Origin of the sequence: Nonomuraea turkmeniaca (assembly GCF_005889735.1) — a bacterium.
GTDB classification, from domain to species: Bacteria; Actinomycetota; Actinomycetes; order Streptosporangiales; family Streptosporangiaceae; genus Nonomuraea; species Nonomuraea turkmeniaca.
Genome location: NZ_VCKY01000179.1, coordinates 1 through 21,685 on the forward strand (window position 1 = coordinate 1; position 21,685 = coordinate 21,685).

Here is a 21,685-nt window from a genome sequence, read left to right on the forward strand (position 1 = left end):
GCTCGGCTCGGCGGGGGATGGTCAGGCGGCCAGCTGCAGCGGGGCCCTGTGCGGCGCCACGACGGTGCCGTCGGGGAGCAGCAGCCCGGTGTCCTCGAACAACACGACACCGTTGCACAGGAGGCTCCAGCCCTGGTCGGGGTGGGCCGAGATCACGTGCGACGCCTCACGGTCAAGCGCATCGGCACTGGGGCAAGAGGGGTAGTGACTGCACATCGCGCACCTCTCAGATTGCGCTGGGAATACCGGGTCTTCAAAAGGGGAGCTTGCGCCCCGACGGCGTGCGAAGGTCCAGTGCGGCTCCGCTCGGCTTCCTCGGCCGGCGGCGAACCTGTGTCTGGCGCATCTTCATCACGTCCCTCAACGGTCTGCGGTTAGTTGTCGAGCTCCGGTTTCACCCCCAGTGTGACGATCGGCACTGACACTTTCGGCCGTCTCTGGGAGATCGCCTTCTCTCTTGGCTTAACCATGCCCCCGCCCCCTTACGACACCCTTACAACTCGCTGACGGCGCTCCTGAGTTCCCTGTCAGCGGGCCTTCCCCGTACTTGAAAGTCCCCTACTAGGCATCATGCATCTTTCTGCGTCACACGTGTGTGCCGCCCGACACACCCTCGGTGAGCTGCGGCGACGCAGACATGGCTGCCCGGTCGCCGGTCGGTCGGCGGGCTCGCCACTGGGCGGGTCCACGATCATGGCGACTTTGGGGATGAACACCATGCCGCCGGCCCGCCGGTTTGCTGACGTGACGAGTCAGGCGGGTTGACTTAAGTTCGCAACAATTTATCGGCCGCGCCTCTACTGGTCGGTTTACACAAATAGGTAAGCTGCCTGGCATGCGTGCGCCCTCCGGTTACCTACTCGCGGCGCGCTATCGGCTCGTGGAGCCGGTCGGGCGCGGCGGCATGGGCACCGTTTGGCGGGCGCATGACGAGCTGCTCAACCGCTACGTGGCGGTCAAGGAGGTGCGGCTGCCCTCCGTCCTCGACGAGGAGCTGCGTGCCGAGTTGTGCGCACGCACCGAGCGGGAGGGCCGGGCGACCGCGATGGTCGCGCACCCGTCCGTGATCACCGTCTTCGACGTGGTCACCGAGGACGACCGGCCGTGGATCGTGATGGAGTTGCTCCGGGCCAAGTCGCTGGAGCAGCTCATCCAGGAGGAGGGCGCGCTCGAGCCGCGCAGGGTCGCCGAGATCGGCCGGCAGATCCTCGGCGCTCTCCGGGCCGTGCACGCCAAGGGGATCCTGCACCGCGACGTCAAGCCGAGCAATGTGTTGGTGACCGAGGACCGGGCGGTGCTCACCGACTTCGGCCTGGCCGCACTCGAAGGTGACGTTTCCATCACCCAGGCGGGGATCGTACTCGGGTCGGCGGGATACATCGCGCCTGAGCGGGTGCTCGGTTCGAAGGCCAGCCCGGCAGGCGATCTGTGGTCGCTCGGCGCGACGCTCTACACCGCCGTCGAGGGCAGGGGCCTGCATGGCCGCCGCACGGCCGCCGCCGCGCTCGCGGCGCTCACCAGCGGCGAGCCCATCCCCATGACCAAGGCGGGTCCGCTCGCGCCCGTGCTCGACGCGCTGCTCAGGATCGACCCGCAGACCAGGCTCGATTCCGTACGCGCCTCGCTCATGCTGGCCAGGGTGGCCGCGGGCGGGTCGGCCGAGGAGCCGCTGACGCCGCGCAAAACCGCACGTTCCGGGCCCGGGATCACGTCACCGTCTTTCACACGCCGGCCCGCGCACCGCGGGCTGCACCGGGCCGACGTCACCACGGCAACGTTGTCCGTACCCGTACCACGGCAAGAACGTAGACCCGGCGAGGGAGTTCACAGGAAGCGTGTGGAACCACGGCCCACACCGTCCGCTTATGCCCGTTTCAAGGCAACGGTGATAAAGTTGTGTCTTCCTCGGCGGTTCTGGCCAAGAGAACTTCGCAAGCGAGGGTAAAGCACTTCCCAAGCGAGAATCGATATCTTCTTCTCATGCCGGAACAGCAGACACGCCTGCTCGCGGAGCGCTACGAGCTCATCGCCCCGCTCGGTCGGGGAACCATGGGCACCGTGTGGCGCGCTCGCGACCGCGCGCTCGGGCGCGAGGTGGCGGTCAAGGAAATCCGCCAGGACCCCGGACTCACCGAGGAACAGCGGACCGAGCTGCGCGAACGTATGGTCCGCGAGGGACGCATCGCCTCGCGGATCAACCACCCGTCCGTCGCCTCCATCCACGACGTGCTGATCCAGGACAACAGCCCGTGGATCATCATGGAGCTCATCGAGGCCCGCTCGCTGGAGCAGGTCATCGAGGAGGAGGGGCCGCTGCCGCCGCGGCTCGTGGCCGAGATCGGCGTCGACCTGCTCGGCGCGCTGCGGGCCGCGCACGCACAGGGCATCACGCACCGCGACGTCAAGCCGGGCAACGTGCTCATCACCGAGAACGGCCGCGTGGTGCTGACCGACTTCGGCATCGCCAAGGCCGAGGGTGACTCGCGGCTGACCAAGACGGGCATGGTGATCGGCTCGCCCGGCTACACGGCGCCGGAACGTGCCAGGGGTGACTACACCGGGCCCGAGTCGGACATCTGGTCGCTCGGGGCGACGCTGTACTTCGCGGTCGAGGGGCGGCCTGCCTACGAGCGGTCCACGATCGCGGAGACGCTGGCGGCGCTGCTCACCGAGAGCGCCGATCCCCCCACGCAGGCGGGGCAGTTGCGGCCCGTGCTGAACGGGCTGCTCAACAAGGACTATCGGCAGCGGCTCAACGCTGCCAAGGCGGAGACCCTGCTGCGCATGGTCGCCGACACCCCGACGAGCGAGATGCCGGTGCTGACGGCCGAGGCTCTTATGGCGCAGGAGGCTGCTTTGCCTGATCCGTTCGCCGCCCCGAAGCCACCCCTCGGTCAGGCCCCGGCCGGTCCGGGAGGTCCAGGGGCGCAGGGAGGTCCAGGAGCTCAGGGTGGTCCAGGAGCCCCGGGACCCGGCGGTCCCGGCATCGGTGGTCCCGGCCCTGCCGGTCCTGGCCCTGCCGGTCCCGGCGTTCACGGCCCCGGCGCGCCCAACAGGCCCGGCACAGGCGCCCCCGTCCACGGCCCCGCAGGACGCGGCCGGCCAGGTGGGCCGGGTGCGGGCGGCCCCGGTGCGGGCGGCCCGGCTACCGGCGGCCCTGGTGGGCCCGGTGTAGGGGGACCGGTCGCCGGCGGCCCCGGTAGGCCGGGCGTGAGCGGGCCAGGGCAGCAGCCTGTTTCCGGGCCTCAGGGGCCCGGGGGCGGGCGAGGGCCGGCGTCAGGGCCGCAGGGGCCGATGCGCGGCCCGAACGCGCCCACCGTGCCCCAGAGCACCGGACAGCCGCAAGGACGGCAGTCGGCGGCGCAAGGCCCCGGCTCTCAGGCCGGCGGCCCAGGAGCACAGGCCGGCGGCCCAGGAGCACAGGCCGGCGGCCCAGGGGCTCAGGGGGCGTCCTCCGGGGCGGACTTCGATCCCGAGCGGACGGTGAGCATCGCGCGTCCCAAGGGGACGTTCCCCACGGCACCCCAGCAGGGGCAGCCGCCGCAGCAGCCCGGCGACGAGGGCGCCATCTCCACCATGCGGATCCAGACCCCGCCGAGCGGTTCGCCGGGCCAGCAGGTGTACCCGCTGCCCGCGCCCCCAGCGGGCGGCCGCCAGCAGGCCGCGCCGCAGCCGCACGGGATGCCGCAGCAGCCGATGCCGCAGAACCCGCAGCAGGGCCAGCAACCCGGACCGCAGCAGGGGCCGCACCAGAGCAAGGGCTTGGGGACTGACCTGTTCGCCATCGCCGGGCAGGAGGAGCAGAAGTCCGCGGGCAACCGCAACGGCATGCTGGTGCTGATGGCGGTCGCCGCCGCGGCCGCCGTGGTGATCGCCGTGCTCATCGTGGCGCTCTTCTCCAGCTGAGCGCGGGGGTCGCAAGCTCTGCTCGCCGGCTGGGCGGAAGGCTCTGCAGCTGAGCGCAGGTTCTCCACCTGAGCCCGGCGGTCAAAAGCTCGGCACGACGTCCCCCGCGGGTCTCGAAGGCCGTGGGTAAGACTGGGAGTCATGAGCGAGTTCAGGATCGAGCATGACTCGATGGGCGAGGTTCGCGTGCCCGCAGGTGCGAGGTGGCGCGCTCAGACCCAGCGGGCAGTGGAGAATTTCCCGATCTCGGGACGGCCCTTGGAGCCGTCCCACATCGCCGCGCTGGGCCTGATCAAGGCGGTCGCCGCCGAGGTCAACGGCGAGCTGGCCGTGATCGACAAGGATATGGCGGAGGCGATCGCGCAGGCGGCGGCCGACGTGGCCGACAACGAGCACGACGACCAGTTCCCCATTGACGTGTTCCAGACCGGCTCGGGCACCTCCTCCAACATGAACGTCAACGAGGTCATCGCCACGCTGGCCGAAGAGCGGCTGGGACGCCCCGTCCACCCCAACGATCACGTCAACGCCTCGCAGTCGTCCAACGACGTGTTCCCCACCTCGATTCACGTCGCCGCCGCCACCGAGGTCGTCTACCACCTGGTGCCGTCACTGCAACACCTGGCGACCGCGCTGCGCGCCAAGGCGATCGAGTTCGACGAGGTCGTCAAGTCGGGGCGTACCCATCTGATGGATGCCACGCCGGTCACGCTCGGCCAGGAGTTCGGCGGCTACGCCGCGCAGATCGAGCACGGCGTCAACCGCGTCAAGAGCGCGCTCGTCCATGTGGTGGAGTTGCCGCTCGGCGGCACCGCCGTCGGCACCGGCATCAACACCCCGCCCGGCTTCGCCGAGAAGGCGATCGCCAAGCTCAGCGAGGCGACCGGCATCAAGTTCGTGGAGGCGCCCGACCACTTCGAGGCGCAGGGCGCGCAGGACTCCATCGTCGAGTTGTCCGGGCAGCTCAAAGTGGTGGCGGTGTCCCTCACCAAGATTGCCAATGACCTCCGGTGGATGGGCTCGGGGCCGCGGGCCGGGCTGGGCGAGATCAACCTGCCCGACCTGCAGCCCGGCTCCTCGATCATGCCCGGCAAGGTCAACCCGGTGATCCCCGAGGCCACGGCCATGGTCGCGGCCCAGGTGATCGGCAACGACGCGGCGATCACGTTCGCCGGCGCGTCCGGCACCTTCGAGCTGAACGTGCAGCTGCCGGTCATCGCGCGCAACGTCCTGGAGTCGATCAGGCTGCTGGCCAACGTCTCGCGCCTGCTCGCCGACCGCTGCGTCGCGGGCATCACGGCGAACACGCAACGCCTGCGCGAGTACGCCGAGTCGTCCCCCTCCATCGTGACCCCGCTGAACAAGTACGTCGGCTACGAGGAGGCCGCCAGGATCGCCAAGCAGGCGCTCGCCGAGCGCAAGACCATCCGCGAGGTCGTCATCGAGCGCGGGCACGTGGCCGACGGCACCCTGACCGAGGACCAGCTCGACGCCGCGCTCGATGTGCTGTCGATGACCAGGCCCTGACGATCGGACCCTTGACGATCGGACCCTAGACGATCAGGCCCTAACGATCAGGCGCTGACGCGAGCGCCCGCGTGGCGTGCCCCCAGCGGGTGAGGAGGGACAGGGCGGCGCCGGAGTCGACGGCGTCGGCGGCGCGTTTGTACGCCCCGGCCATGGCGGGGATGAGCTCGTTCGCCTGCGGCGTGCCTTCGGCGGCGACGACGGCGGCGGCCGCGTTCAGCAGGACGACGTCCCGAACCGGGCCTCGCTCCCCCGTCAGGACCTCGCGCGCCACGGTGGCGTTGTGCTTCGCGTCGTCGCCGCGCAGGTCCTCGGGGCGGGCACGCGGAATCGACAGGTCGGCGGGGTCGAAGGTGGTACGCGTCACGGTGCCGCGGCGTACCACCCAGATCGTCGAGGAACCGCAGGTGGTCAGCTCGTCGAGCCCGTCGTCGCCCCGGAAGACGAGCGAGGAGCCGCCGCGCTCGGCCAGGACGCCGGCGATGACGGGAGCCATCGCCGGGTGGTAGACGCCGACCGCCTGCGCCGGGGGCAGGGCGGGGTTGGTGAGCGGGGCCAGGAAGTTGAACACCGTGGGCACGCCCAGCTCGCGCCGTGGCGCCGCGGTGCGCCGCATGGCCGGGTTGAACGCGGGCGCGAAGCAGAACGTGATGCCGATCTCGTCGGCGACCTCGACCACGGCGGCGGGCGGCAGGTCAATGACCACCCCCAGCTCCTCGAGCAGGTCGGCGGCGCCTGTCTTGGACGAGGCCGCCCGGCCGCCGTGCTTGGCCACCTTCACGCCGACGGCGGCGGCGACGATGGCGGCCATGGTGGAGATGTTCACGGTGTTGGCGCGATCGCCGCCGGTGCCGACGAGGTCCACGGGGTCGCCGGAGATGCGGATCGCGGCCGACCTGGACAGCAGGCCGTCGGCCAGCCCGGACACCTCCTCCACGCTCTCGCCCTTGGCGCGCAGGGCGATGGCGAACGCGGCGATCTGGGCGTTCGTGGCCTGTCCCGAGATGATCTGCTCCATGGCCCAGGCGGCCTGGCGCGCGGTGAGGGACGTGCCGTCGAGGAGCAAGGAGAACAGGTCGGGCCAGGTGATGGAGGTGGTGGCGGTGCTGGTCACGAGGAGCGCCCCTTTCTTCAGAGCTCGACGGGGGCGCGTGCAGATGCTTACGGCCGCCTCGTCGAGGCGGCCGTGGTGCGTATGCGCTAGGTGGTCCGCCTAGGAGGCGGGCCACCACTGCTGCGAATACGCGATCATGCGTCCAAAGATACCAGACTCGTTGATCCACATAGCTCGGCACCGATCTATGTCGTCGGCACCCATGCGTACCGGCGCGGCGAGCGCCTAGGGTGCGGGGTATGGCGAAGGAGCTGACTGGGCGGACTGCGCTGGTGACGGGGGCGGGGAGCGGCATCGGGGCGGCCTGCGCCCGCCGGCTGGCCGCGGATGGGGCCAGGGTGCTGGTCCTCGACCTGCGGGCCGAGCCCGCCGAGAAGGTGGCCGCCGAGCTGGGCGGCACGGCCGTGGTGGCCGATGTGAGCGACTCCGGGTTCGTGGCGGCGCTGCCGGACGAGCCCATCGACATCGTGGTGAACAATGCCGGGTTCCAGCACGTCGCGCCGATCGAGGAGTTCCCGCCCGAGGTGTTCGCCGCGATGTTGCGGGTCATGGTGGAGGCGCCGTTCCTGATCGCGCGGCGGGTGTTGCCCGGCATGTACGCCAGGGGCTGGGGGCGGTTCGTGAACATCTCGTCGGTGCACGGGTTGCGGGCCTCGCCGTTCAAGTCGGCTTACACGACGGCCAAACACGCGCTGGAAGGGTTTTCCAAGGTAGTGGCGCTCGAAGGGGCGCCCCATGGGGTGACCTCGACCTGCGTCTGTCCCGCTTACGTACGGACCGGGCTGGTGGAGGCGCAGATCGCCGACCAGGCTAAAGTGCACGGCATAGAGCCCGGCGAGGTCGTCGAGAACATCATGCTGCAGCCCGCCGCCATCAAGCGGCTGATCGAGCCGGAGGAGGTGGCCGAGCTGGTCGCCTACCTGTGCGGGCCTTCCGGGGCGTTCATCACCGGCGTGTCGCTGCCTGTGGACGGTGGCTGGACGGCCCGCTAGTGAGCACGCGAGGGAGTGCCGTCGCCTGGAGGAGCGGCGGGAGCGCAGCGACCAGAGCCGGGCCGCCGAACGGAGTGGCGCCATGAGCAGGCGGCGTATGGCGACCGAGCCGCCGAACGGAGTGAGGCGATGAGCAGGGCCTTCCTTGAGCTTCTCGCCAGGGAGGCGTCGGCGGTCGAGTTCGAGGGGCCGATCATCGAGGCCAGGGCTCGGGGTGCGGATCCGGCCGAGATCGAGGAGCTGGAGCAGGCCAAGGTCGCCGCGCTGAAGGTGCGGGCCCTGCTCAAGCGGCGGGCCAGGCGCGAGGCGGAGCTGTCGGCCCTGTACGACACGGCCGGCGACCTGGCGGCCCTGCGTGACCTGGACGCCGTGCTGGAGGCCATCGTGCACCGGGCCAGGCAGCTGCTGGCCACCGACATCGCGTACATGACGCTGCACGACCCCGAGCAGGGTGACACGTACATGCGGGTCACGGACGGATCGATCTCGGCCAAGTTCCGGGCGTTGCGACTGGCCATGGGGGCCGGGCTGGGCGGGCTGGTGGCGCAGACGGCGGTGCCGTACTCGACGGCCGACTATTTCGCCGACAGCCGGTTCCGGCACAAGGACCACATCGACGAGGCCGTCAAGGAGGAGGGCCTGGTCGCGATCCTCGGCGTGCCGCTGCGGCTGGGCCAGCGGGTGATCGGCGTGCTCATGGCGGCCAACCGCAGCGCGCGCCCCTTCCACCAGGAGGAAGTGTCGCTGCTGGCCAGCCTGGCCGCGCACGCCGCCGTCGCGATCGACAACGCCAGGCTGCTGCAGGAGACCAGGAACGCGCTCGAGGAGCTCTCCCAGGCCCACAGGACGGCCAGGGAGCACGGCGAGGCGGTGGAGCGTGCGGCGCTGGCCCACGACCGGATGACTTCGCTGGTGCTGCGTGGCGGCGGCATCGAGGACGTGGCGGCCGTGGTGACCGACGTGCTCGGCGGGTCGCTGGCGGTGCTGGACGACCTGGGCCGGGCGATCACCGGCGACGTCGGGGAGCTCGACGCCGGGGTGTTCGAGGCCGCGCAGGCGTCCAGGGCGCTGGGGCGTACCGTGCGCAGGGGCGATCTGCTGATCGCGTCCGTGGACGTCGGCGGGGAGCCGCTGTGCACGCTCATCCTGCGCAGCGACGACGCCGACGAGCGCATCCTGGAGCGGGCGGCGCTGGTGTGCGCCTTGCTGCTGCTCTTCCGCAGGAGCGTGGCGGAGGCCGAGGGCCGGGTCAGGGGCGAGCTGCTGGACGACCTGATCGCCCGGCCGGACTCGCCGGGGCTCGCCGACCGGGCACGCAGGCTCGGGGTCGATCTGGGGGCGCCCCATGTCGTGGTGGTCGTCAAGCACGGCGGGCAGCGGGAGCGGGCGGCGTTCTGGGCGTCGTCGCAGGCCACCCTGCGGCACGGGCTGGCCGCGGGGCGCGGCGACGAGGTGGTGCTGCTGGTCCCCGGCGAGAACGCGGGCACGGCCGCGCAACGGGTGGCAGCCGAGTTGAGCGCGTCGTTGCAGAGCCCGGCCACGGCAGGCGCATGTGGTGTGCGGGGCGGCGCGGGAGACCTCCGCGGCGGCCCAAGGGGCGGGCACGGCGGCACCGGGGACGTGGCCGCGGCGTACGTGGAGGCGCGGCGGTGCGCCGAGGCGCTCATCGCGCTGGGCCGCGCCGGGGACGGGGCGAGCGCGGCCGAGCTGGGCTTCGTCGGCCTGCTCGTCGGCGACGGCCGCGACGTGCGCGGCTTCGTGGACCGGGTGCTGGGCGCGGTGATCGACTACGACACGCGGCGGGGCACCGCGCTGGCCGACACGCTGAGCGCGTACTTCGGCACGGGCGGTTCGCCATCCCGTACGGCCGAGGCCATGCACATCCATGTCAACACCGTCACGCAGCGGCTCGACCGGATCGGCAAGCTGCTCGGCGACGGCTGGCTGGAGCCCGAGCGGGCGCTGGAGATTCAGCTGGCGCTGCGCCTGCACCGGCTCGGCCACACATCCACACCACAGACTGTGGGCCCGGACTCCATATAAGTGATGCCGGTCACTCTTTACCGTGACCGGCATGGCCACTTCCATCAAGAAGATCGTCGCCGCGAGCCTGATCGGCACCACCATCGAGTGGTACGACTTCTTCCTGTACGGCTCGGCAGCCGCTCTCGTGTTCAACACCCTCTTCTTCCCCAACTCCGACCCGCTGACCGGCACGCTGCTGTCGTTCCTCACCTACGCCGTCGGATTCGTCGCCCGCCCGCTCGGCGGCCTGATCTTCGGCCACTTCGGCGACCGGGTGGGCCGCAAGACGCTGCTGGTCGTCAGCCTGCTGCTGATGGGCGTCGCGACGTTCCTCATCGGCTGCCTGCCGACGTACGAGACCCTCGGCCCGGCCGCGGCGCTCCTGCTGACAGCGCTCAGGCTGGTGCAGGGCTTCGCGCTCGGCGGCGAGTGGGGCGGCGCGGTGCTGATCGTCTCCGAGCACGGCGACAACGCCCGGCGCGGCTTCTGGGCTTCCTGGCCGCAGGCCGGGGCGCCGGGCGGGAACCTGCTGGCCACCGGCGTGCTGGCCGGGCTGGCCGCCTGGCAGCCGGACGAGGCGTTCCTGGCGTGGGGCTGGCGGGTGCCGTTCCTGCTGTCGGGCGTGCTGGTGCTGATCGGCCTGTGGATCAGGCTGTCGATCAGCGAGTCGCCGGTCTTCCAGCAGGCTCCGCCCGAGACCCGTGCGCCGATCGTCGGCGTGCTGCGCTACCACTGGAAGGACGTGCTCACCGCCATCGGCGCCCGCCTGGCCGAGAACATCTCCTTCTACCTGCTGACCGTCTTCGTCATCACCTACGCCAAGACCAACAACATCCCGAACTCGACCGTGCTGACCGCGGTGCTGATCGCCTCGGCCATCCACTTCGTCACGATCCCGATGTGGGGCGCGTTGTCCGACCGCGTCGGCCGCCGCCCGATCTACCTGGCCGGCGCCGCCGGCATCGGGGTGTGGATCTTCGCGTTCTTCCCGCTCGTCGACACGGGCAACTTCCTGGCGATCACTCTCGCCGTCACCGTCGGCCTGCTCTTCCACGGCATGATGTACGGCCCGCAGGCGGCGTTCTTCTCCGAGCTGTTCGGCACCCGGATGCGCTACACCGGCGTGTCGATCGGCGCGCAGCTGTCGGCGATCGTGGCGGGCGCGCTGGCTCCGATCATCGCGGTGGCGCTGCTGAAGACGTACTCGAGCAGCGTGCCCATCTCGCTCTACCTTGGTCTGGCGGCGGTGCTCACCCTGGTCGCGGTCTACACCGCACGCGAGACCCAGGGCCGCGACCTGGCCGAAAGGATTCACGCGCGATGAAGGTCACCACGCCGCGGCTCACACAGAACGTCCTGACCGGCAGGGACGCCGGCGAGCCGGTGTTGTTCGTGCACGGCAACGTCTCCTCGGCCGCGTTCTGGCGAGACAGCATGGCGGCGCTGCCGGAGGGCTACCGCCCGCTCGCGGTCGACCTGCGCGGGTTCGGCGAGACCGACCCCGAGCCGGTGGACGCCACGAGGGGCCTGCGCGACTACTCCGACGACGTGCTGGAGCTGATCGCGGAGCTGGGCCTGGACGGGGTGCACCTCGTGGGCTGGAGCCTGGGCGGCGGCGTGGTCCTGCAGGCCCTGCGCGACCGCCCGGTGGCCGTCAGGAGCGTCACCCTGGTCAACCCCATCTCCCCGTACGGCTTCGGCGGCACGGAGGGCGCAGACGGCCGCCTGACCCACCCTGACGGCGCGGGCTCGGGTGCGGGGGCGGCCAATCCGGACTTCGTGGCCCGCCTCAAGGCAGGCGACATGTCGGATGAATCCCCCACGTCCCCGCGCAGCGTCTTCCGCTCCGCGTACGTCAAGAGCGCCGGGGTCCCCGACGAGGACTTCTACGTGCGTTCGATGCTCACCACCCGGGTGGGCGAGGCCCACTACCCGGGCGACGGGGCCACGTCCGCCGCGTGGCCGGGCGTGGCCCCGGGCAAACACGGCGTGCTCAACGCCATCGCCCCCACCCACTTCCGCCTGGACGAACTCCACGAGATCGACCCCAAGCCGCCCGTCCTGTGGATCAGGGGCGCCGACGACATCATCGTCTCCGACACGTCCCTGTTCGACCTGGCCCACCTGGGCGCGCTCGGCGTGGTGCCCGGCTCCCCCGGCACGCCCGCCCAGCCGATGGTGGCTCAGACCAGGGCGGTCCTGGAGCGTTACGGCCCGTACCGCGAGGCCGTGCTCCAGGACTGCGGCCACAGCCCCCACCTGGAGCACCCCGAAGAGTTCCGGCGCCTGCTGGCCGGCCACCTGAGAGAGGCTTAGATGATCGTCGCGCTCACCCTGGTCGCGAGCCTGTTAACGGCGCCCCAGCCGCTCACGGTGCCCGGCGCCGAACGTACGGTCGTCGCCACGCTCGACGACCTGACCACGGCCGGCACCGCGAAGACCGGCCACACCGACCCCGCCGACTGGGCCGGGCTGCACTCGGCCGCCACCGTCAACCCGACGGGCGTGCCCGGCACGCAGATCGACGGCTACTTCCCCGACACCTCCACCACCAACGCCACGCGCGGCTGGAACCACGACTCCCAGTTCGTGATCAGGCTCCCCGACGACTGGAACGGCGGCCTGGTCGTCAGCGGCACCCCCGGCAACAGGGAGCAGTACGCCAACGACTACACGATCTCCGACTGGGTCCTGTCCAAGGGGTACGCCTTCGCCGCCACGGACAAGGGCAACGTCGGCGTGAACTTCCACGAGGACGGCCGCCGCCCCGGCGACGCCATCGCCGAGTGGAACCACCGCGTCACCCAGCTCACGGTGGCCGCCAAGGCCGTCGTCAGGCAGCGGTACGGCAAGAAGCCCGAGCGCACGTTCGTCGCGGGCATCTCCAACGGCGGCTACCTCGTCAGGTGGCAACTGGAGAACCGCGGCTGGCTCTACGACGGCGGCGTGGACTGGGAAGGCACGCTCTGGCGGGTCAAGGGCGACAACCTGCTGAACTTCCTGCCGCCGGCGCTGAAGGCGTACCCGGATGAGGCCGGGGTGCGGGCGGCCGGCTTCGCGGCGGGCTCGGAGTTCCTGTGGCCGTTCCACCGGCAGTACTACTGGGAGCTCACCCAGCAGCTCTACCAGAAGGAGCTGGACCCGTCCTACCAGGGCGCGGCGGCCGACTACGACTACGACGCACGCAAGCCCTACGCCGCAGTTGCGAAGATCGCACTGACCGGCCGGATCACCAAGCCGCTGATCACGATTCACGGGACGCTCGACACGCTGCTGCCGATCTCCCGCGACTCCGACGTCTACGCGGAGATGGTCGGACCGCACCGGCCGTTCAAGTACTACCGGGTCGAGGGCGGCAACCACCTGGACAGCCTGGTGGACGTCTACCCCGATCGGCTGAAGCCGATGCTGCCCGTCTTCAGGAACGCCTTCGAGGAGCTGGAAGACTGGGTCAGCTGAGGTAGCGGTGCCCGCCCGCGCGCGCCAGGCGCACGATGTGCCGCGCGCCGGGCAGCCGCCGGCCGATCCGGTGCAGGAGGGTGTCGCGGCCCATCGGCGAGCGGCGCTCGGGGTCGACCGCGGCGGCGGGGCGTGCCTCGACCTTGCCGCGGCGTACCTCCAGCGCGAAGCGGAGCCCGACCTCGTCGTCCGGCGAGCGCAGCGACGTCAGCCAGCCGCCCGGGCCCAGATGGTCGGCGCTCGGCAGCCGGCTGACCGGCAGCTTGGCCACCAGCTGCCCGGCGATCTTGCCCGGCACGCCGGCCTCGACCAGCGCCGGGGCGCACACCTCGCGTCCCTTGCGCCCGGTGCTGCGCAGCACCAGCTCCAGCGGCGGGCCGCCGCTCGGCGGCACGTACGGCACCGGCAACACGACGTACGCGTGCCCGTCCATCTGCTTGACCTCCACCCCCGGCGACACCAGCGCGATCGACTCGGAGAACGAGCGCGGCTCGACGGCCAGGCCCAGCTCGCCCTGGTCGGTCCAGCACGGCACCACCAGCCGCATCCTGGGCCGCTGGGCCAGCACGCCGAGGCAGTTGAGCGGGCCGTCGGGGCGGCTGACCCGGCTCCTGGCCTGGTTGGCGCCGCCGAACATGCGGACGTGCACCTCCCAGTGGCCAGGGCTGAGCGGCTCGCCGAGCGCGGCGGTGGTCACGTCGATCCTGGTCTCGCCCTTGATCTGCACCCGGACGCGGCGCCGGCCGTCCTCGATCACCTCCACCCGCTGGGCCAGCGGCAGGAAGTGCACGACGCCGGTCTCGGCGTGCCGCAGGTAGACCTCGATGCGGGCCCGCTCGACGGCCTCGCTCACGTCGGTGACGCTCTCGCCCAGCAGCTTGGTGTCGACGGCCCGCGGCGGGACCCAGTGCAGGCGCGGGCCGTCCGTACGGTAGCGGTCGGGCCGGCCGTCGCAGCCCTTGACCTCCACGGTGAGCCCGAGCACCAGCACCTGGGCATCCCAGCGCACCTCGGTGAGCTCGGCCCGGAGCCCAGCGCGTTTGGAGGAGGTGGCCAGCATCACGACCTGGTCGAGGCGGCCCTCCCTGACGAACGCGGCCACCGCGCGCAGCTGGCAGGGCAGGTAGCGGTCCAGCCGGTCGGGGAAGCGGTCGGACATGAGCTCCTGGACGAGGCGGAAGTGCATGCCCCGGTCGACGGAGGAGTCGGCGAACCTGGCGGTCAGCAACGGGCGGAGGACGGCGTAGCGGAACCAGTAGCCGTACATGCGGTCGCGCTGCCGCCCCTCGCCGACGTAGGTGTCGATGTCGTCCAGCAGCTCCCTGAGCCCCTTCACCATCGCCCGCGGGTCCTCTTCGGCCTTGGGCCGCTCCCCCAGGTGACAGCACACGTGCTCGGCCAGCACCGCGATGATCTTGGCCCGCAGGTACGCCCGCATCACGAACGCCTGCTCGGCCAGCCGCCCGCCGGGCACGCTGAAGCCCAGCTCGTGCTCCTCAAGGAAGGCACGGCGGTAGAGCTGCTGAGGACTGAGCAGGCTGAGCAGGCGGTCGCGCAGGATGTCGGCGCGGCCGGTGCTGCGCGCGAAGGCGATCATCGGCGTGCCGTGGTCGCGCACCATGCGGCCGATCAGCACGTCCGCGTCGGTCTCCAGGGCACGCTCGTGCATGCGGGCGAGCGCGTCCCGTTCGAGCCGGTCACGCTGGTCGAGGAAGTAGACGTAGTCGCCAGTAGCGGCCGCCAGGCCGACGTTGCGGCCGCGCATGGGCGACCCCGTGTACGGCAGGTGGAACGTGCGTACGTTGTCGCGGACCGTCGCGATGGCGTCCAGCCGCTCCGCCATCCCGTCCGTGGACCCGTCGTCCACGAGGAGCACTTCGTAGTCGGCCGCGGGCATCGTCTGCTCCAGCACGGAGCGGATGCACGCGTCGGCGGTGTCACCCGGATTGTGGACATTGACGATCACACTGACCTTCACACCCATGCGGTCAGCCTCCGCCCGAATACACGATTCGGGCGCGGCGGCTTGCCGATTACAGAAGGAAAGTTGACCTCCAGCTGTGACCCTCTAGGGCTAGTACCAGCCGACCCGCTGGGAGTGGCCCCAGGCGGCGCAGGGCGTGCCGTAGCGGCCCTTGATGTAGCCCAGGCCCCACTTGATCTGGGTGGCGGCGTTGGTCTGCCAGTCGGCGCCCGCACTGGCCATCTTGCTGCCGGGCAGGGACTGCGGGATGCCGTACGCGCCGGAGTAGCGGTTCATCGCCCGCTCGTTCCAGCCGCTCTCCTTGTGCCAGAGCCGCTCCAGGCAGCCCCACTGGTCCTCACCGAACCCGAACTGGCCGAGCATGGACTTGGCGGTGGCCTTGTTGCTGCCCGGGGAGGGGTCGCTGCCCGGCGGGAAGTTCACCGCGGGGAATCCGTCGCCGGCGGGCGCCTGCTTCGGTACGACCCAGTCGATGTCGTCGGGGTTGTCACCGGCGGCCGAGCGGCCGTCCTTGAGCTTGTCGGACCGGAACGCCTGCTCGGCCGCGGCCTTGAGCGCGTCGGTCTCCGGGTCGGGCGCGGACAGGTCGCCGCTGGCCAGCTTGCTCATGTCCTCGAGCGTGAAGCCCTCGGTAGGCGGCTTGTTGGCGTTCTCGATCGCACGGTAGGCGACGAACCCACCGCCACCGCCGAAGATCGCAATGGCCAGGGCGGTGATGGCGACGCGCTTCGGCGTGAAGCGCGAAGGCCTGCGCGCCGAGGGGACGTCTTCTCTCGGGGGGCGCTCACTCAAACGCGGACCAGGGCTCACGATCCATGAGCTTGCCCTGTCCTAGGGGGTGGTCCGCAACCGAAACGCGGGAATCGCTTGGGGCTACCTTGGCTAACCAGCACGTTAGCGTGGCATTTCGGAATACTGTGATTTTCGTCACAGCATATCGGCTCCCCTTCGGGCGCCCGTGACCGAAGGGGAAGCCGCTTCCATGATTTCCCTGGTTCGTCGGGATCCCGTAGTTGCCATGTCACAGTTTGATGACTTAGTTCGGGCATTCGGGACATGGAATAATAATGTGCGCGTGGCTGGCATCCTCCTTGTTGAAGACGATCCCTCCGTCCGTACGGCTCTCGAGCTGGCGTTGACCCGGCAGGGACACTCCGTCACGTCCTACGCGACGGGTGAGGAGGCCCTCGACCACATCAGGGCCCGCCGCCCCGAGATCGCGATCCTGGACGTCATGCTCCCCGGGATCGACGGGATCGAAGTGTGCCGCCGCGTGCGCAAGCTCGATCAACTCCCCGTCATCCTGCTCACGGCCAGGGGCGACGACCTCGACATCGTGGTCGGCCTGGAGGCCGGCGCCGACGACTACGTGGTCAAGCCGGTCGAGCCCCGCGTGCTGGACGCGCGGATCCGCGCCATCCTGCGCAGGGCCGAGTCGGCCGCCTCCGATCGCATCACGTTCGGCGACCTGGTGATCGACCGCGGCGCGCTCAAGGTCACGCTGGCCGGCAAGGAGATCCACCTGACGCCCACCGAGCTGCGGCTGCTGCTGGAGCTCGTCCGCCACCCCGGCCAGGTGCTCAACCGCCGCTACCTGCTGCGGGCCGTCTGGGACCACACGCACATCGCCGACTCGCGCCTGGTGGACGCCTGCGTGCAGCGCGTCCGCGCGAAGATCGAGCCGAAGCCCGCCGAGCCCGTGTTCATCCACACGGTGCGCGGGTTCGGCTACCGGTTCAGCCCTCCGTGATGATCCCGTTGCCGACCGGTTTGCGAGCGCGCCTGGTCATCACGTTCACGCTCGTCGCCGTCACCGCCTCCACGCTGGTCGCCACGATCGGCTTCGAGCTGGCCAAGACGGCGCTGGTGACCCGGACCGAGACCACCTCGCTCGACCTGGTGACCAGGGAGCTGAGCAACATCGACTTCCCGGTCGGCAAGCTGCAGCCGGGCGAGGCCGCGCCGACGACCCAGGAGCTGGACCGCGTCGCCCAGACACTCAGCGCTCCCGGCCGCGGCGTCATCATCGAATACGGCGACCTGGTGTCCGTCACCGGTCCCATGGTCCTGAGCGACGTGCCCAACGAGTTGTACGGCCGAACCAAGCAGAGCGTCGTCACCCAGCGCAGGGTGATCCGCAACGAGCTGTGGTTCGTCGTCGGCGCCGAGGTCTACCGGGACAACGCCGGAGTGCCCCAGGCCACCGGCCTGCGGGCGTTCGTGTTCTTCCCCATGCGCGCCGACGTGAGCCAGCTGAACGCCCTCAGGGCCAGGCTCTTCCAGGGCGGCATCGCCATCGTGCTGATCGCCGTGGTCGTGTCGCTGCTGTCGGCCCGGCAGGTGTTGCTGCCCGTCCGGCGGCTGAGCGCCGCCGCGCAGGCGCTCGGCGAGGGCAAGCTGGACACGCGGCTGCCCGTGCACGGACACGACGAGCTGGCCGGGCTGACCGCCAGGTTCAACGACGCGGCGGCGGCGCTGGAGCTCAGCGTGTCGGAGCTGCGCTCGCTCGAGGCCATGTCCCGCAGGTTCGTGGCGGACGTCTCGCACGAGCTGCGTACGCCGCTGACCGCCATGACGGCCGTGGCCGACGTGCTGTCCGAGGAGGCCGACCGGCTGCCCGATGCGCCGGCGGAGGCCGTACGGCTGGTGCTCAGGGAGGTGGAGCGCCTGCGTGAGCTGGTCGAGCACCTCATCGAGATCAGCCGCTTCGACGCGGGCACGGCCATGCTCAACCTCGAGCCCGTCAACGTGGCCGACGCGATCGGCGACTGCTTGGAGACGCGCGGGTGGACCGACCAGGTGAAGGTGAACGCTTCGCGGGGCTTGACCGGCAACCTCGATCCGAGGAGGTTCGACGTCATCGTGGCCAACCTCGTCGGCAACGCGCTCAAACACGGCCTGCCCCCGGTGGTGGTCACTGCCAGGAGCACGGAGAACGGCCTGGAGGTGAAGGTGCGCGACCACGGCAAGGGCATCCCGCGGGAGGCGCTGCCCCACGTCTTCGACCGCTTCTTCAAGGCGGGCGCGGGCCGGACCCGCAGCCAGGGCAGCGGCCTGGGCCTGGCCATCGCCAGAGCGAACGTGCACCTGCACGGCGGCACGATCTCGGTACGCACCCAGGACCCCGGCACCCTCTTCACGGTCTGGCTCCCCCACTCATGAAATGCGTGTTCATGGCCTCACTCCGTGAGGCCGGCTCGGTCGCCAGACGCCACCGCCTTCCCCCGCTCTGGTCGCTACGCTCCCGCCGCTCCTCCAGGCGGCGGCACTCCCTCGCTGCGCTCGTCGCCGCCACGTTCCTGGCCGTGGCGGCGTGCGGCATCTCGCCCACCGACGTCCTCGACAGGGACAACGCGCCCACCACCAAGATCCCGCCGCCGTCCAAGACGATCTACCTGATCAGGGACGGCGAGCTCACGCTGGAGCCGGCCGACGTGGCGAACGACACCGTCGAGAGCCTGCTCGGCGCGCTGTTCGCGGCTTCCACACAGCCGCTCGGCGACCGGGACACGGCCTTGCGCGGCTTCACGTACCTGGGGATCAAGGATTCGCTCAACCCCGTACGGCGCGACGAGGTGATACTTCCCCGCACCTCGACGCTGACGGTCTACATCCAGGGCGAGGGCACGCTGAGCCGGCTCGGCAAGGCGCAGATCGTCTGCACGGTGCAGCAGGACGCGGCGTTCGAGGAGGTCAGGATCGTCCGCGACAACCAGAGCCGCCCCCCGCAGGACGAGGGGCGGCACACGTGTCCCGATCTGAAATGATCACATGGTGATGTCCTCGAGCATCTCCGTCACCAGCGCGGCGATCGGAGAGCGCTCGGACCTGGTCAGCGTGACGTGCGCGAAGAGCGGGTGGCCCTTCAGCTTCTCCACCACCGCTACCACGCCGTCGTGCCGGCCTACCCGCAGGTTGTCACGCTGGGCGATGTCGTGGGTGAGCACGACCCGGGAGTTGGCGCCGATCCGGCTCAGCACGGTGAGCAGCACCCCGCGTTCGAGCGACTGGGCCTCGTCCACGATCACGAACGCGTCGTGCAGCGAACGGCCGCGGATGTGCGTCAGCGGGAGCACCTCCAGCATGCCCCTGTCGAGCACCTCCTCGATCACCTCGGGAGTGGTGACCGCGCCGAGCGTGTCGTAGACCGCCTGCGCCCACGGGCCCATCTTCTCGCCCTCGGTGCCCGGCAGGTAGCCGAGCTCCTGGCCGCCCACGGCGTACAGGGGGCGGAAGACGACGACCTTGCGGTGCTGGCGGCGCTCCAGGACCGCCTCCAGGCCCGCGCAGAGCGCCAGGGCGGACTTGCCGGTGCCGGCCCGGCCGCCGAGCGAGACGATGCCGATCTCTGGGTCCATGAGCAGGTCGAGCGCGATGCGCTGCTCCGCTGAGCGGCCGTGCAGGCCGAACACCTCGCGGTCACCGCGGACCAGGCGTACGGACTTGTCCGGCAGCACCCGGCCCAGCGCCGAGCCCTTGGCGGACAGCAGGCGCAGCCCGGTGTGCGTCGGCAGGTCCCTGGCCTCCTCCAGGTCGGCCGTGCCGTGCTCGAAGAGCGTCTCGACGTCCTCCGTGGTCACCTGGATCTCGGCCATCCCGGTCCAGCCTGACTCGTGCACCAGCTCGGCCCGGTACTCCTCGGCCGCCAGGCCGATCGAGGCCGCCTTGACCCGCAGGGGCAGGTCCTTGGACACCAGAACGACGTCGCACCCCTCGGCGGCCAGCGAGCGCGCCACGGTCAGGATGCGGGTGTCGTTGTCGCCCAGGCGGAACCCGACGGGCAGGATGGACGGATCGCTGTGATTGAGCTCAACCCTGATCGTGCCGTCCCCCGTGGGCATCGGCTCGTCGAGCCTGCCGTACTGCACGCGCAGGTCGTCGAGGTAGCGCAGGGCCTTCCTCGCGAAGTAACCGAGCTCGGGGTGGTGCCGCTTACCTTCCAGCTCCGTGATGACCACGATCGGAAGGACGACGTCGTGCTCGGCGAAGCGGGTCATCGCCGCCGGGTCGGCCAACAGGACCGAGGTGTCCAGCACGTACGTACGCTGGGTCGGCTTGGTCGAAGGGTTGCTCGAGGACACTGCCACACGTTCTCCCCCGGGCGCCCATACATTCGGGCACCCTGCAGACGAGGCGGGAATCGGACCGGACCCGCTCCCCCGACCGCCACATGCCGTCGGTGCCGGGTTCCGGCCCCCTCGGCAGATGTTGGTGCAAAGGCGGGCCCTCTCCGGAGAGTCCGACCTGTGGCCGGACACTTCTAACGTTACGTCCTAGATGCCCGATTGTCGTGCTAAGAACCGTAACGTCGGTGTCTCGCAGCGTAGTCACGCAGCGCCCGCAGGAAATCCACCCTGCGGAAGTCCGGCCAGTAGGCCTCGTGGAAGTAGAACTCGGAATGAGCGCTCTGCCACAACATGAAGCCGGACAAGCGCTGCTCGCCCGAAGTCCGGATGAGGAGGTCCGGGTCGGGCTGGCCGCGAGTGTAGAGATGCTCCGCGATGTGCTCGACATCGAGCACCTCGACGAGGTCCTCGATGCTCGCTCCCTTGCTCGCGTGCTCTTGGAGCAGTGAGCGCACCGCATCGGCAATCTCACGTCTTCCTCCATACCCAACTGCAACGTTCACAATCAGGCCTGGACGGTGTGATGACCCTTCCTTTGCATTTTTTAGGACATTCGCCGTCCGGTCGGGGAGCAAGTCGAGCGCGCCTACCGGGATGATCCGCCAGCCCTCCGCGACGAGTTCCTGCGTGACGTCCTCGATGATGCGCAGGAGCGGCTCCAGCTCCTCCCGCGGCCGGTTGAGGTTGTCGTTGGAGAGCATCCAGACAGTGACGACCTCGACACCGGTCTCCCGGCACCAGCCGAGCAGCTCGGATATCTTGTCCGCGCCCTTGCGGTGGCCGGTGGCCACGTCGCGCATGCCCATGGCGCGCGCCCAGCGGCGATTGCCGTCGATGATGACCCCCACGTGCCGGGGGATGCTGTCCTTCGACAGCTTGGCCTCCAGCCGGCGCTCGTACAGCCGGTAGACCAGGTCGCGCAGGCCCACGAAGTGCCTCCCTGGCGGTGCTGTGCCTTCGGTCCAATGACCCAACAGGCAATTATCACCGTGATTCGCCCGTGCCTGGTCCTTGTACTGGATTCCTTACCAGATCTCTTCCTTCCAGACATCCCTCGGCCTCTTCGACCAGGCCGCGGACGAACGCCGCCAGCTGGGCCGAGGTCAGCACCGCCCGCATCCCCACGCCCGTGCTGCCCCACGCCTCCACGTACGCCCTTCTGGTCAGCCGCCACTCGCCGCGCCTGCCCTGCCCCGGCACCCAGAGAGCGATCGTGCGCAGGCGGCAGCTGAGCTCCCCGCCGCCCACCAAGCCGGTCCTGCTGCGGTAGCGGAAGGAGAACAGCTCGCCGTCCGGCTCCTCGTCGGGGAACCTGTCATCGGGGTCGGCCCACCGCCTGGCCTCGCCCCGGCCCCGGCGGGCCTCGTCGACGCCGCGCGCCAGGCGGGCGAGCAACCAGCCGCAGCGTTCGCCCACGCTGCCGTACGGTGTGCCGTCGCGGTGCAGCTCCAGGGTGACCTCGTACGGTGTGCCCACGCTGTCCGTGCACGCGACGGGCGTGACGCTCAGAAAAGATCCATCGACGCAGCGCAGTCCCCCCATCCCCCCACCG

18 protein-coding genes are annotated in these 21,685 nt (G+C 70.4%); 11 read left to right on the forward strand and 7 right to left on the reverse strand.

Features of this window, described 5'->3' with window-relative positions; genetic code table 11:
* Positions 1-21 precede the first annotated feature (21 nt).
* On the reverse strand, positions 22-216 hold the full coding sequence (locus ETD86_RS38290) for a DUF5999 family protein (protein ID WP_138671539.1): 195 nt from the start codon (positions 214-216) through the stop codon (positions 22-24).
* A gap of 619 nt (positions 217-835) precedes the next feature.
* On the opposite strand from ETD86_RS38290, the gene ETD86_RS38295 reads away from it, so the two are divergent.
* The 3 genes from ETD86_RS38295 (at position 836) to ETD86_RS38305 (ending at position 5,433) form a co-directional block, all read left to right on the forward strand.
* A complete protein-coding gene (locus tag ETD86_RS38295; protein ID WP_138671540.1) occupies positions 836-1,945 on the forward strand; it encodes a serine/threonine-protein kinase in 1,110 nt (369 codons plus the stop codon).
* Between the two features lie 35 nt (positions 1,946-1,980).
* Complete coding sequence (locus ETD86_RS59365; protein WP_170223485.1) at positions 1,981-3,906, forward strand: serine/threonine-protein kinase; 1,926 nt, start codon at positions 1,981-1,983, stop codon at positions 3,904-3,906.
* 141 nt (positions 3,907-4,047) lie between these two features.
* The gene (locus ETD86_RS38305; protein WP_138671541.1) at positions 4,048-5,433 is read left to right on the forward strand and encodes a class II fumarate hydratase; all 1,386 of its coding nucleotides are present in this window, start codon (positions 4,048-4,050) and stop codon (positions 5,431-5,433) included.
* Positions 5,434-5,473: 40 nt separating this feature from the next.
* Here ETD86_RS38305 and trpD read toward each other — a convergent pair whose 3' ends face one another.
* Positions 5,474-6,547, reverse strand: a complete 1,074-nt coding sequence (gene trpD / locus ETD86_RS38310; protein WP_246148834.1) for an anthranilate phosphoribosyltransferase — start codon at positions 6,545-6,547, stop codon at positions 5,474-5,476.
* Positions 6,548-6,786: 239 nt separating this feature from the next.
* Here trpD and ETD86_RS38315 point away from each other — a divergent pair, with 239 nt between their 5' ends.
* The 5 genes from ETD86_RS38315 to ETD86_RS38335 all read left to right on the forward strand — a co-directional run bounded on the left by ETD86_RS38315 (position 6,787) and on the right by ETD86_RS38335 (position 13,023).
* Entirely contained in the window at positions 6,787-7,539 is a 753-nt protein-coding gene (locus ETD86_RS38315; protein ID WP_138671543.1) for a 3-hydroxybutyrate dehydrogenase, read from the forward strand.
* A 129-nt stretch (positions 7,540-7,668) separates the two neighbouring features.
* Positions 7,669-9,582 (forward strand): helix-turn-helix domain-containing protein, encoded by a 1,914-nt coding sequence (locus tag ETD86_RS38320; protein WP_138671544.1) that lies wholly within the window; start codon positions 7,669-7,671, stop codon positions 9,580-9,582.
* A 31-nt stretch (positions 9,583-9,613) separates the two neighbouring features.
* Positions 9,614-10,888: an MFS transporter gene (locus ETD86_RS38325; protein ID WP_138671545.1), complete on the forward strand. Its 1,275-nt coding sequence runs from the start codon at positions 9,614-9,616 to the stop codon at positions 10,886-10,888.
* Positions 10,885-11,880, forward strand: coding sequence for an alpha/beta fold hydrolase (locus ETD86_RS38330; protein ID WP_138671546.1), 996 nt, complete (start codon positions 10,885-10,887; stop codon positions 11,878-11,880). The genes ETD86_RS38325 and ETD86_RS38330 overlap by 4 nt, the downstream gene beginning before the upstream one ends.
* The gene (locus ETD86_RS38335) at positions 11,881-13,023 is read left to right on the forward strand and encodes an alpha/beta hydrolase family protein (protein ID WP_138671547.1); all 1,143 of its coding nucleotides are present in this window, start codon (positions 11,881-11,883) and stop codon (positions 13,021-13,023) included.
* On the opposite strand, the gene ETD86_RS38340 is transcribed toward ETD86_RS38335, so the two are convergent.
* Both ETD86_RS38340 and ETD86_RS38345 read right to left on the reverse strand, forming a co-directional pair.
* Positions 13,016-15,007 (reverse strand): glycosyltransferase family 2 protein, encoded by a 1,992-nt coding sequence (locus ETD86_RS38340; RefSeq protein ID WP_138671548.1) that lies wholly within the window; start codon positions 15,005-15,007, stop codon positions 13,016-13,018. The genes ETD86_RS38335 and ETD86_RS38340 overlap by 8 nt on opposite strands.
* 90 nt (positions 15,008-15,097) lie before the next feature.
* Positions 15,098-15,799: an aggregation-promoting factor C-terminal-like domain-containing protein gene (locus ETD86_RS38345; protein ID WP_246148836.1), complete on the reverse strand. Its 702-nt coding sequence runs from the start codon at positions 15,797-15,799 to the stop codon at positions 15,098-15,100.
* Positions 15,800-16,082: 283 nt separating this feature from the next.
* Between ETD86_RS38345 and ETD86_RS38350 the strand changes: the two genes are divergently transcribed.
* From ETD86_RS38350 to ETD86_RS38360, 3 genes are read left to right on the forward strand one after another with little or no spacing between them, the layout of a single operon-like run.
* The gene (locus ETD86_RS38350) at positions 16,083-16,757 is read left to right on the forward strand and encodes a response regulator transcription factor (protein WP_138671549.1); all 675 of its coding nucleotides are present in this window, start codon (positions 16,083-16,085) and stop codon (positions 16,755-16,757) included.
* Entirely contained in the window at positions 16,757-18,169 is a 1,413-nt protein-coding gene (locus tag ETD86_RS38355) for a sensor histidine kinase (RefSeq protein ID WP_138671550.1), read from the forward strand. The genes ETD86_RS38350 and ETD86_RS38355 overlap by 1 nt, the downstream gene beginning before the upstream one ends.
* Positions 18,170-18,180: 11 nt before the next feature.
* Positions 18,181-18,774: a hypothetical protein gene (locus ETD86_RS38360; RefSeq protein ID WP_138671551.1), complete on the forward strand. Its 594-nt coding sequence runs from the start codon at positions 18,181-18,183 to the stop codon at positions 18,772-18,774.
* Here ETD86_RS38360 and phoH2 read toward each other — a convergent pair whose 3' ends face one another.
* The 3 genes from phoH2 to ETD86_RS38375 all read right to left on the reverse strand — a co-directional run.
* Positions 18,775-20,094 carry an RNA 5'-3' helicase PhoH2 gene (gene phoH2, locus ETD86_RS38365; protein WP_281287024.1) on the reverse strand — a complete coding sequence of 440 codons (1,320 nt, stop codon included), beginning with the start codon at positions 20,092-20,094 and terminating at the stop codon, positions 18,775-18,777.
* Between the two features lie 206 nt (positions 20,095-20,300).
* A complete protein-coding gene (locus tag ETD86_RS38370; RefSeq protein ID WP_138671552.1) occupies positions 20,301-21,062 on the reverse strand; it encodes an isoprenyl transferase in 762 nt (253 codons plus the stop codon).
* 55 nt (positions 21,063-21,117) lie between these two features.
* Positions 21,118-21,685, reverse strand: a 568-nt coding sequence (locus ETD86_RS38375) for a hypothetical protein (RefSeq protein WP_342779340.1), incomplete at its 5' end; no start/stop codon positions are given.